Origin of the sequence: Enterobacter sp. E1 (assembly GCF_016809815.1) — a bacterium.
GTDB lineage: Bacteria > Pseudomonadota > Gammaproteobacteria > Enterobacterales > Enterobacteriaceae > Enterobacter > Enterobacter adelaidei.
This window is the reverse complement of sequence record NZ_JAFBJM010000006.1, coordinates 117,893-129,504: the sequence shown is the minus strand read 5'-3', so window position 1 is coordinate 129,504 and position 11,612 is coordinate 117,893. Positions and strand designations below refer to the sequence as shown.

Genomic DNA, 11,612 nt, shown 5'->3' with positions numbered 1-11,612 from the left:
CGCCTTTTTTTAACTCAAATCGGGTAGTTTTGCGGTAGCGCTTTTCTCTACTCCAATAAGTGGCATTAAATTATCAACCGCAGCAGCATAATTAATTGCCGAACTCCAGCCATCATACTCAGCGATTATTTTTGCCGAGGTGGCCTGCCAGACATCCTGCTCAACGCTGAGCAGATCGTTAATGCTCCGCTTGCTCAGGGTGTATTCATTTTTATAGACATCGCGGGCGCGCAGTGCATTTTCCAGCTGTTGTTTCCCGGCTTCCATTCTTCCCCGTGCGCCGGTCCAGTCCGCCTGCGCTACGGAAGCTTTTTGCAGGACATCGAAACGCGCCTGATCGACCTGAGAGGAGGCCATGGCTCGTGCGCCTTCCGCCTGCCGAACGCGTGCGGAAACCGCGCCCCCCTGATACAGTGGGGCATCAATGTTGAGCTGTATCTGGTCGTCCCAGTAAGAACGGTTGTCCGATTCATAACGGGTACGCCCTCCTTTCAGACTTAGCGTCGGCCAGTGCTGGGACTTCGCCGTTTCCACGCCATACTGAGCAGACCGTTCCATGTTCTGTGCGGCCATCACCGCCGGTATCAGCGAATAATCTATGCGATTGAGCGAGTCCGGCTCCACGGCAAGATTCGCAGGCACCGGCGAATAGACCTCTGCCTGCATTCCGGTTAAAACCGCTAGCCTGGCGCGGGCGCTGTTAAGGGCGGCCTGATACTGAGCGACCGTCGCCTGCATGCCGGCAATACGCGTGCGGGTCTGGAGCTCATCGGACGTGGAGCTCACGCCTGCATCAGCGCGCAGTTTTGCCAGCTGCTCGACGTTTTTGAGCGCCTGAACATTCTCTTTTGCCGCCAGCAACAGATCGGAATAGCGTTTGACCTCTACATAGCTCAGCGCCGTTTTTTCCGCCACATCCGAAAGCGTGCCCATCAGCTGATAGCGGTAGCTATCACGCTGGGCGGAAGACTGACTGATGCTGTTATTGGTTTTGCCAAAATCGTACAGCAGCTGCGTCAGGCTCAGCCCCCAGGCGGCTGAATTCTTCAGTGACCCGCTGGAATCGGTGGTCTGGCTGTGCCCTGTACTCCCGTTTAACGATATTTGCGGCATCCAACCGCTGCGCGCTTCATCTATTTGTGCCTGACCAATACCTAATTGCGCGGCCTGCTGACTAATTGACGGATCGCGATCGATAGCAAAAAGAATACTTTCTTTTAATGTTGTTGTGGAAACCGGGGCAATCCCCACCTGCCCACTATTGGCACAAGCGGTATTTATGGCTATCGAAAATAATGCCATCGCGGCTGCATATCGAAGGAACTTAGGTTTACTCAATTTCGTCATTTTATCTCCCTGACTCTGAGTGATACTCAAACAAATACCCAAAAAGAGGTATAGATAATTAGACAAATATTTCTTCGGTTTCCTTGCCGGATTTCAGGTAATACTTCCCATACCCATTTCCATTGGAACTGAGTTCTGTCTGCGTCTTATTTCAATTAAGAATTTACTTATTTCTTAAACTGGTTAGCAGCATAACAAAATGCGGTATAGGCCACTACACCCACAATGTTAATGCGGTGTTACAAATAAGAAAAAACATGGGGTTTCTGGACAAAACCTCGAAAATGGACTTTCAAATGAAACATATAAACCCCCTGTTATTTAAGGAAAATTCCTAATTCGTTATATGCACATTTTTGCGTTAATTTCATGAAGGGTCAGACACAAAGATTTTCAAAGAAGTGTCAACTTACGTAGTTAAAGCCTACATGTCGACATAAATAACCATTAAAAAACAAATTTACGTTATTTTAATTCGTTAATTCAAATTTAATTGAAATATATCGCTAAATAAGGGTGATACAATAGCGACATAATCCAAACTATTAAATAAAACATAACAATAACACTATGGTTAACATTTAAAACGGTTTACTTATAAGCACTTAATATAATTTTAATAATCACCTACCTGAATCATTACCCCACTTGCGTATCCTGGTGACGACATTGTGCTTCTCTCTGCGCTGAAATGCTGTATTATGCGAACTATTGCGACATTTTGCAGGATTTGTTCATGCACAAAACGGCTCGTCAACGATATGTACTTGATATTATTAGTGAGCAAGGACAGGCCAGTATCACCGAGCTGGCAGAAAAGCTTCAGGTTTAGCAGACACCATCCGCCGCGATCTGACTGACCTTGAAAACCAGGGCCTTGCGCAGAAGAATCATGGCGGGGCTATTGCACTCAATCTTTCCGCCATGAATCGTCAGGGGCGCAGTACGTTGCTGCCCGAAGCCAAACAGCGTCTGGGTAAACAGGTCGCGCAGGCAGTTCCACCGGGCTCCACCCTGTTTCTGGATGCCGGAAGCACGGTGATGGCTGTTGCCACCTTTCTTCAGGGGCCGCTGACTGTTATCACCACCTCGCTGGATATTGCCCAGCATTTTAGCGACCAGGATAATATTGAGCTGATCCTGCTCGGTGGAAAATGGGACCAAAAACAGCGCCTGTTCGCCGGAAGCGCCACCCTGTCTCTCCTGTCCCGTTATCGTGCGGATATCGCTATTCTCGGGGCGTGCGCCATCCATGCCGAACTCGGTCTGAGTGCCAGTACAGAAGCAGATGCGGAGGTCAAGCGCGCGATGCTTGCCGTCAGCCATGCTCACTGGATTGTCGCCGACCACCTTAAAGTCAACCGCTGCGAACCGTATCTGGTTTGCGAGTTATCCAACATCCAACAACTGTTTCTGGATCGTCCCTGGCCTGAGCTTGGGGACCATAGCGCATTGCAGGTCACGGTTTGCGCGAATCAACGTGGAGAAGGTCATGAGTAAAGTGAAAACAATCAACATTGCATTGATCGGGTATGGATTTGTCGGCAAAACCTTCCATGCACCGCTGATCCAGTCCGTTGATGGACTTAAGCTGGCGGTCGTATCTTCTCGTGATGAAGAAAAAGTAAAACGCGATCTTCCGGATGTTCAGGTGGTTGCAACACCGGAAGAGGCCATTCAGCATCCGGATGTCGATCTGGTCGTTATTGCCTCCCCCAACGCCACCCACGCGCCGCTGGCCACGCTTGCGCTGAACGCCGGGAAACATGTGGTCGTGGATAAGCCTTTCACCCTCGACATGCAGGAAGCCCGCGACCTGATTGCGCTGGCGGATGAAAAGCAGCTTTTGCTCTCCGTCTTTCACAACCGCCGCTGGGACAGCGATTTCCTCGGCATTAAGCAGCTTATTGAGCAAGGTACGCTCGGCAAGATTAAACATCTGGAGTCGCATATTGACCGTTTCCGTCCGGAAGTACGCGTGCGCTGGCGCGAGCAGAACGTCCCCGGGAGCGGCCTGTGGTTTGACCTGGGTCCTCACTTGATTGACCAGACGCTTCAGCTCTTTGGCCTGCCGCAGTCGGTTCAGGGGAATATCGCGACGCTGCGCGACGGTGCAGAAATTAACGACTGGGCGCACGTGGTCTTAAATTATCCGCAACATAAGGTCATTCTGCATGCCAGCATGCTGGTCGCAGGCGGTACGGCACGCTTTACGGTCCACGGGGATAAGGGCAGCGTGGTAAAAGCCAGAATCGATCAGCAGGAAGCGCAGCTGCTCGCAGGGGTGATTCCCGGCAGTGCAACCTGGGGCGAAGACAGCGACAGCATGGTGCTCTATGGAGCAGACGGAGCACAGCAGACTATTGCGACCCCGAAAGGCGATCAGCGCCAGTATTACATTAACGTACGTGATGCGGTTCTCGGGAAAATCACCAACCCCGTTAATCCTGTCGAAGCATTAGCGGTTATGGCTGTACTGGAAGCGGCAGTGAAATCGTCTGAGACCGGATCAACGCAGGCGCTGGCGTTAACTACTGAAGAGCGTGCTCAGCTGCGCTAAAAAAAAGCCGGGTGGCGCTGCGCTTACCCGGCCTGTTTTCCGCATTTATTGACGCTTTTTCGGCATCATGCGCAGAAGGGTATTATCTTTCCAGAAATAGTGGTGCATCAGTGCTGCCAGTGCGTGCAGGCCAATCATAAAATACCCCAGATTCGCCAGCGTAACGTGCCACTCTTTCAGCACATCGACCAGGTCAAAATTGGATTCCGCCGCATGCGGCATCACCATGCCAAAAGCAAACCAGTCGCTGCCCCGGTTGTACATCATCACAATACCAATCAGCGGTAACGCAATGAACAGCATATACACCACCAGGTGCCCCAGATGAGACATCCCCGTCACCATCGCTTTTGGCTTTGGTTGAATCGGTGGCGCGCGGAACTTGAGACGAACCAGCAGACGCGTCACCATCAGCACCAGAATGGTGATTCCGCATGAGACGTGGATCATATTGATCAATGGGCGAGCGGTACGCGGGAAGAAACCTTTAAACTCCATCGCGCAATAAGCAACGATGATTAACAGAAACACCAGCCAGTGAATTGCGATTTGCAGGCTTGTATATTTAGTGCGCATGGGATTTCCCGAAAAAAACGGATATCGCGTCAACATAATCCCCTTTCCTTAAAAATTCATCAATTTTTCTGTATGGTTTTTCAAATACTTCCTTCCGCATGAAGCATCTTCAATTGCCGCCCAGCCTGTGATGGTCTAAGCCTGGATGAGTTCAAACTGTCGTATCGACACGTTCACAGGAGAACACCATGAGTAAAATTGGCATTAACGGATTTGGACGCATTGGACGCCTTGTACTGCGCCGCCTTCTTGAAACCCAGGATAGCAACACCGTCGTCGCCATCAACGACCTCACCTCTCCCAAAGTATTGGCCTATCTGCTCAGGCATGATTCCAACTACGGTGGTTTCCCGTGGAGCGTGGATTTCACTGAAGATGCGCTGATTGTTGACGGTAAAACCATTGCGGTATACGCCGAAAAAGAGGCGAAGCATATTCCGTGGAAAGCCGCAGGTGTGGATATCGTTGTGGAGTGCACCGGCTTTTACACCTCCGAAGAAAAATCACGAGCGCATCTGGATGCAGGCGCGAAGAAAGTGCTTATTTCTGCCCCTGCCGGAGAGATGAAAACCATCGTGTATAACGTGAATGACGACACCATTGACGCCAGTGATACCATCATTTCCGTCGCTTCCTGCACCACCAACTGCCTCGCCCCACTGGCAAAAGCGCTGCATGATGCCTTTGAAATTAAAGTCGGTACCATGACGACTATTCACGCCTATACCGGTACCCAGGCGCTGGTAGATGGGCCTCGCGGAAAAGATCTTCGTGCCTCACGCGCGGCGGCAGAAAATATCATTCCGCATACCACCGGTGCGGCAAAAGCCATCGGCCTGGTCATCCCCGCGCTGAGTGGCAAACTGAAAGGCCACGCGCAGCGCGTGCCGGTTAAAACCGGCTCCGTCACCGAACTGGTCGCCATTCTGGGTAAAAAGGTCACGGTTGAGGAGATCAATACCGCGTTGAAAAAGGCGACACAGGGAAATAAATCGTTTGGTTATACCGATGAAGAGATTGTGTCGTCAGATGTGATCGGTTCGCACTTTGGTTCGGTATTTGATGCCACGCAAACCGAGGTAACGGAAGCGGGCGATCTGCAACTGGTGAAAGCCGTCGCCTGGTATGACAACGAATATGGTTTTGTGACACAGCTGGTGCGTACGCTGGATAAGTACGCCGCGCTGTAATGCCTTCCCCCTCTTTGCGGAGGGGGAAACCGCAGGATGCTCAGAGAAGCGAGCGCCGGGATAAGGCGTTTTTCAGGATCGGATCCTGCTGTAGCAATACCCATGCGTCAGCCACGGCATCAGGAAACTCAACGTGAGCGATAAAATCACGTCCGGCAGGACCATAGCCGTTAACGTCATCATACAGTCGCGGCAGTTCCCCCAGAACCAGTGACAGGTAGCGGTCAACGGGCCACAGTCCGGTGTTGCCCTCGCTAAATTCCACCCCATCTTTGCCGTTCCGCAGTGTCGGCGTAACACCCGGGTGGCTTATCCACTGAGGTGCAACGGGTTCATCCCGGCACACGCGGGCAAACGTCGCCATGGTACGTCGCTGCATTGTCGGATCCTGCACCACCAGCACCCGCCCGGTAGCTCGCTGACGTTGTTTCAGTATGTTCCAGCTAAAACGCGCGTTTTCACCACAGTTGGTGGATTGATCTTCGATCCACAAACGTCCCTCAGGGATCTGCCAGAACTCGCGCGCAATGTCGGCCAGAATACTGGCTTCCGCCCGCCCAGTGACCGGTATCGTGTGATAACGCGGGTGACTGCCAATGGCCGCATATAGAAACGCGGTCGAATGGCCGATACCGCCGCTAATCAGCAACGGGATCTCGTTTTGCGCGGCGATACGGCAGGCCGCATCAATAGTCGGAATGACCGCGTTTCCTGCCAGAACCACCCCATCGACATCCGGGTTCTGACGGGAACCGCTCAGATCATCCTGCGCCAGCCATGTGCCGAGAGTATTAATCGCCGCCAGAGTGGCATCAGGCAGAATGGGGAAATGGGTCTGAACCATGATGAACTTCTCCTGTGAGTCTCTTCAGGGGGACGGCTTCTGGCTAATAAAGTACAGGCGAGCGCCGAATCGGATTGCATCTGCCTATTATGCTATTGGTTTTCTATCACTCAAAACATTCTGTTGCGTGTGCTGTTTAAAAAAGTACCCAGTGCGGCTCAATTATACCGTGAACGATTTTACAGGGAACTTCGGGGCCAGATTTACGAAGGTTCAATGCCTGAAGTGCTACGATTACCAGGTCCCTATTTCGCCCCCAGTTTTTACTCTCAGGAGCCAATCTATGCAACAACAGTGGTCAGCAGTAGATAATTTCATGATTTCTTCGCTTATTCCTGAAGATGATGTCTTGCGTCAGGTACTGGAAAACAACAAACGCGGCGGGCTCCCAGAACACGATGTAGCGGCCAATCAGGGTCAACTGCTGGCGCTGTTTGTCCGTCTGACGCAGTCGCGGCGTGTTCTTGAGATTGGCACGCTCGGTGCCTATAGTTCCATCTGGATGGCTCGCGCTCTGCCGCCAGACGGAAAGCTGATTACGCTTGAAGCGGATCCAACCCATGCCGAAATTGCCCGCCAGAATATCCACCTCGCGGGGCTAAACAACCGTATTGAACTGGTAGAAGGCCCGGCTCTGAACTCGCTCGAGAATTTCGGTGATATACCGCCATTCGACCTGATCTTTATTGATGCAGATAAGCCAAACAACCCAGGTTATCTGGAATGGGCGCTGCACTACTCCCGCCCAGGGACGTTGATTATTGGTGATAACGTGGTACGCGAGGGCGAAGTGATTAACGAGCAAAGTGACGATGCGCGCGTGCAGGGTGTTCGTCGGTTTATCGAGATGATTGGGGACAATCCCCGTTTAACCGCCACCGCGTTGCAGACGGTGGGGGTTAAGGGGTGGGACGGGTTTACGCTGGCAATTGTGGAACGATAACCAGCCGGGTGGCGGCTACGCCTTACCCGGCCTACATTTTCTTCCGTAGGCCCGGTAAGCGCAGCGCCACCGGGCAAGGGTTTTAACCGGAAATCTGCTCCATTGTCTGCAAAATACGTTTATCCGAAATCGGATACGGCGTACCGAGCTGCTGGGCAAAGAAACTGACACGGAGCTCTTCGATCATCCAGCGGACTGCCTGAACGTCTTCATCGTCGCGGCGTGTCGGTGGCAGTTTATTCAGCCACTGCTGCCACGCCTGCTGCACGCTCTCCACTTTCAACATCTGAGCGCGATCGCGATGTGGGTCGATAGCCATTTTCTCGAGCCGTTTTTCAATCGCCTGCAGGTAACGCAACGTATCGCCGAGTCGCTTAAAGCCGTTTCCGGTGACAAACCCGCGGTACACCAGCCCGGCCATCTGTGCTTTTACATCTGACAGCCCCAGCGCCATGGTCATATCCACGCGCCCTTTCAGACGTTTGTTGATATTGAAAACGGTGGTGAGGATTTGCTCGACCTGTTTGGCAATATCTACCACCGTGTCGTTCAGCTCCGCGCGCACCTTGTCATGAAGCTGAGCAAAACCTGCTTCCGTCCAGACCGGACCACCCGCCTCGTGGATCAGTTTGTCCACGCCGCAGGAGATGCAGTCGTCGATCAGATCCAGCACTTTACCGTATGGGTTAAAGTACAGCCCCAGTTTGGCTTTGTTCGGTAACTTCTCGTGCAGATACTTAATCGGCGATGGGATATTCAATAGCAGCAAGCGACGCAGGCCGCGCCACATCATCTGTTGCTGTTCCTGCGGGTTATCAAACAGCTTGATCGCCACACTGTCGCGCTCATCGACCAGCGCAGGCCAGGCCTTCACCTTATAGTTACCGCGCTTCTGCTCGTAGCTTTCCGGAAGCTGACCAAAACTCCAGATGTGCAATCCGCTCTGCTCGATACCGTCATCCGCAACCGCAGAGAGCGTCTCCTGGACTTTGCCTTTCAACGCCTCTTTCAATTCGGTCAGGGAACGCCCTTCCTGCAGCTTTTTGTTTTTATCGTCCACCACGCGGAAGCTGATTTTCAGGTGATCGGGCACCTGATCCCAGTTCCAGTCATCGCGGTCGATGGTCGTGCCGGTCATGCGTCGGAATTCACGCTCCAGCGCGTCCAGCAGCGGCAGTTCCAGCGGCGTGACGCGGCCTAAAAAGGCTTCCGCATAGTTTGGCGCAGGCACAAAGTTACGGCGCACCGGTTTCGGCAGCGATTTGATTAATGCAATGACCAGTTCTCGACGCAGGCCAGGAATTTGCCACTCGAACCCGCTCTCTTCCACCTGGTTTAACAATGGTAGCGGGATGTGTACGGTCACCCCATCCGCGTCCGCGCCTGGTTCAAACTGATAGGTCAACCGCAGCTTGAGGTTGCCCTGATGCCAGAAGTTCGGGTAATCAAGTTTGCTGACTGACTCCGCCCCTTCCTTAATCAACATGCTCTTCTCAAAGTTGAGCAGGTCTGGCGTCTCTTTGCTGGCCTTCTTCCACCAGCTGTCGAAGTGACGGGCAGAGATCACATCATGGCTGATGCGCTGATCGTAAAACTCAAACAGCGCCTCGTCGTCCACCAAAATGTCCCGACGGCGGGATTTGTGTTCCAGCTCTTCCACCTCGGCGCGCAGTTTGAGGTTTTCGCGGAAGAAGGCGTGGCGAGTCTGCCAGTCACCTTCCACCAGCGCATGGCGGATAAACAGCTCGCGGCACAGCGCCGGATCGATCTGGCTGTAGTTGACCTTACGCGCGGCCACGACAGGCAGACCGTAGACGGTCACCTTCTCAGTTGCCATTACCGCGCCCTGCGCACGCTCCCAGTGTGGCTCACTGTACGAGCGTTTCAGCAGATGTTGCGCCACCGGCTCAACCCATTCCGGATCGATACGCGCCGCAATGCGCCCCCACAGACGGCTGGTTTCCACCAGCTCGGCCACCATGGTCCATTTCGGCGGTTTTTTGAACAAGCCGGAACCGGGGAAGATGGAGAAACGGGCGTTACGCGCGCCGGTATACTCCTGCTTTTCTGCGTCCTTCATCCCGATATGGGACAACAAACCAGTCAGCAGTGCGATATGCACTTCCCGGTATTCCGCCGGTTCACTGTTGACCGGAATGCCCAGCTCTTTCACCACCTGGCGGAGCTGGGTGTAGATATCCTGCCACTCGCGTACGCGCAGGTAGTTGAGGAAATCCACGCGACACTGGCGGCGGAACTGGTTCGAGGAGAGCGCTTTCTGCTGCTCGCCGAGGTAGTTCCACAGGTTCACGAAAGCGAGGAAATCGGACTCTTTATCGTGGAAGCGGCGGTGTTTTTCATCAGACGCCTGCTGTTTGTCCATCGGACGTTCACGCGGATCCTGAATGGAGAGCGCCGAGGTGATGATCATCGCTTCACGCACGCAGCCGTGTTTTTGTGCTTCCAGCACCATACGCGCCAGACGCGGGTCGACCGGCAACTGGCTGAGCTGACGGCCCAGCGGCGTCAGCTTATAGGCCGTTGCCTGCTCATCGGTGGTAATAGCGCCGAGCTCTTCCAGCAGACGTACACCGTCCTGAATGTTGCGTTTGTCCGGCGCTTCCACGAACGGGAACGCCGCGATGTCGCCCAGCCCCAGGGCAGTCATCTGCAGGATAACGGACGCCAGGTTGGTACGCAGAATTTCCGGGTCAGTAAATTCCGGACGCGACAGGAAATCGTCCTCAGAGTAAAGACGAATACAGATCCCTTCTGACACACGACCACAGCGGCCCTTACGCTGGTTCGCCGAGGCCTGGGAAACCGGCTCAATCGGCAGGCGCTGAACTTTGGTGCGATAGCTGTAGCGGCTGATGCGCGCCGTACCCGGGTCGATAACGTATTTGATCCCCGGTACGGTCAGCGAGGTTTCCGCCACGTTGGTCGCCAGCACGATACGTCGCCCACTGTGCGCCTGGAACACGCGGTTCTGTTCGCTGTTTGACAGACGCGCGTACAGCGGCAGGATCTCCGTGTGGCGCAGGTCGCGCTTGCTGAGCGCGTCGGCGGTGTCGCGAATTTCGCGCTCGCCGCTCATAAAGATCAGAATATCACCCGCGCTTTCGTTACCCAGTTCGTCAACGGCATCGAAAATAGCCTGCAGCTGGTCTCGCTCGGTATCATCCGCCTCTTCCACTATTGGGCGGTAGCGGACTTCAACCGGATAGGTGCGTCCTGATACCTCGATAATCGGCGCATTGTTGAAATGCTTCGAGAAGCGTTCCGGGTCGATGGTTGCGGAGGTGATGATGATTTTCAGATCCGGGCGACGCGGCAGCAGCTCTTTCAGGTAGCCTAGCAGGAAGTCGATGTTCAGGCTGCGTTCGTGCGCTTCGTCAATAATGATGGTGTCGTACTGCATCAGCAGGCGATCCTGCTGGATTTCCGCCAGCAGAATACCGTCGGTCATCAGTTTGACCATGGTGTTATCGCTAACGTGGTCGCTGAATCGCACTTTGTAACCGATGCAACCGCCCGGCTCCGTTTGCAGCTCTTCGGCAATACGGTTCGCAACAGTACGCGCCGCCAGACGACGCGGCTGGGTGTGGCCAATCAGCCCTTTGATCCCGCGGCCAAGCTCCATACAGATTTTCGGCAGCTGGGTGGTTTTCCCCGAACCGGTTTCGCCGGCGACAATCACCACCTGGTGATCGCGGATAGCTTCGAGGATGTCCTGTTTTTTCTGACTGACGGGCAGGTTATCCGGGTAATTGATCGCCGGACGTGCAGCTTCACGCAGCACAACTTTCCCTGCCGCCTGTTCAATCTCTTTTGCCATATCCTGGTAAATGGCCTGTTGTGCATCAGGATTTTTAACCTTCTTCACGCCGTGTAAACGTCGGGCAAAGCGCGGTTTATCACGCAGCGTCAGCGAATCAAGCTGTTGCAGTAGCATCGCGAAGGTGAGTTTTTGTTGTTCTGTCATAGCGTTAACGGGCAGTGCACTGCCAGGTAAAATCTCTTTTTAATGATTGCTATAGAGTACCACATTGGTGCTTTCAGCGCCTTATTCAAAAAATTCGAACATAGGCTTCGATATATTGCGCTATCTCTATGGCAGGATTGTGAATAGAGTGTCAACAAGCAACGGGG

The 11,612-nt window shown here is 53.5% G+C and carries 7 protein-coding genes and 1 pseudogene; 4 read left to right on the top strand and 4 right to left on the bottom strand.

Going from position 1 to position 11,612, the window contains the following annotated elements:
* Positions 1-9: 9 nt before the first annotated feature.
* Positions 10-1,347, bottom strand: coding sequence for a TolC family outer membrane protein (locus JGF26_RS16355; RefSeq protein WP_028017478.1), 1,338 nt, complete (start codon positions 1,345-1,347; stop codon positions 10-12).
* A 736-nt stretch (positions 1,348-2,083) separates the two neighbouring features.
* On the opposite strand from JGF26_RS16355, the pseudogene JGF26_RS16350 reads away from it, so the two are divergent.
* Positions 2,084-2,847: pseudogene (locus JGF26_RS16350) on the top strand (DeoR/GlpR family DNA-binding transcription regulator).
* On the top strand, positions 2,840-3,907 hold the full coding sequence (locus JGF26_RS16345) for an oxidoreductase (protein ID WP_134708391.1): 1,068 nt from the start codon (positions 2,840-2,842) through the stop codon (positions 3,905-3,907). Before JGF26_RS16350 ends, JGF26_RS16345 begins: the two are co-directional and overlap by 8 nt.
* A gap of 45 nt (positions 3,908-3,952) precedes the next feature.
* Here the strand turns inward: JGF26_RS16345 and cybB are convergent, their stop codons facing one another.
* Positions 3,953-4,483: a cytochrome b561 gene (gene cybB, locus JGF26_RS16340; protein ID WP_032666827.1), complete on the bottom strand. Its 531-nt coding sequence runs from the start codon at positions 4,481-4,483 to the stop codon at positions 3,953-3,955.
* A gap of 188 nt (positions 4,484-4,671) precedes the next feature.
* Here cybB and gap point away from each other — a divergent pair, with 188 nt between their 5' ends.
* Positions 4,672-5,673 (top strand): type I glyceraldehyde-3-phosphate dehydrogenase, encoded by a 1,002-nt coding sequence (gene gap / locus JGF26_RS16335; protein WP_028017482.1) that lies wholly within the window; start codon positions 4,672-4,674, stop codon positions 5,671-5,673.
* A gap of 40 nt (positions 5,674-5,713) precedes the next feature.
* Here gap and JGF26_RS16330 read toward each other — a convergent pair whose 3' ends face one another.
* Entirely contained in the window at positions 5,714-6,517 is an 804-nt protein-coding gene (locus JGF26_RS16330; RefSeq protein WP_134708390.1) for a YdcF family protein, read from the bottom strand.
* Positions 6,518-6,800: 283 nt separating this feature from the next.
* On the opposite strand from JGF26_RS16330, the gene JGF26_RS16325 reads away from it, so the two are divergent.
* Positions 6,801-7,460 carry an O-methyltransferase gene (locus tag JGF26_RS16325; RefSeq protein WP_028017484.1) on the top strand — a complete coding sequence of 220 codons (660 nt, stop codon included), beginning with the start codon at positions 6,801-6,803 and terminating at the stop codon, positions 7,458-7,460.
* 82 nt (positions 7,461-7,542) lie between these two features.
* Here JGF26_RS16325 and hrpA read toward each other — a convergent pair whose 3' ends face one another.
* On the bottom strand, positions 7,543-11,445 hold the full coding sequence (gene hrpA, locus JGF26_RS16320; protein WP_134708389.1) for an ATP-dependent RNA helicase HrpA: 3,903 nt from the start codon (positions 11,443-11,445) through the stop codon (positions 7,543-7,545).
* Positions 11,446-11,612 lie beyond the last annotated feature (167 nt).

Excerpts from the sequence above, each read along its gene's own strand:
- hrpA (WP_134708389.1), bottom strand. The coding sequence starts at position 11,445 with ATGACAGAACAACAAAAACTCACCTTCGCGATGCTACTGCAACAGCTT.
- JGF26_RS16330 (WP_134708390.1), bottom strand. The coding sequence starts at position 6,517 with ATGGTTCAGACCCATTTCCCCATTCTGCCTGATGCCACTCTGGCGGCG.
- JGF26_RS16355 (WP_028017478.1), bottom strand. The coding sequence starts at position 1,347 with ATGACGAAATTGAGTAAACCTAAGTTCCTTCGATATGCAGCCGCGATG.
- cybB (WP_032666827.1), bottom strand. The coding sequence starts at position 4,483 with ATGCGCACTAAATATACAAGCCTGCAAATCGCAATTCACTGGCTGGTG.
- JGF26_RS16345 (WP_134708391.1), top strand. The coding sequence starts at position 2,840 with ATGAGTAAAGTGAAAACAATCAACATTGCATTGATCGGGTATGGATTT.
- JGF26_RS16325 (WP_028017484.1), top strand. The coding sequence starts at position 6,801 with ATGCAACAACAGTGGTCAGCAGTAGATAATTTCATGATTTCTTCGCTT.
- gap (WP_028017482.1), top strand. The coding sequence starts at position 4,672 with ATGAGTAAAATTGGCATTAACGGATTTGGACGCATTGGACGCCTTGTA.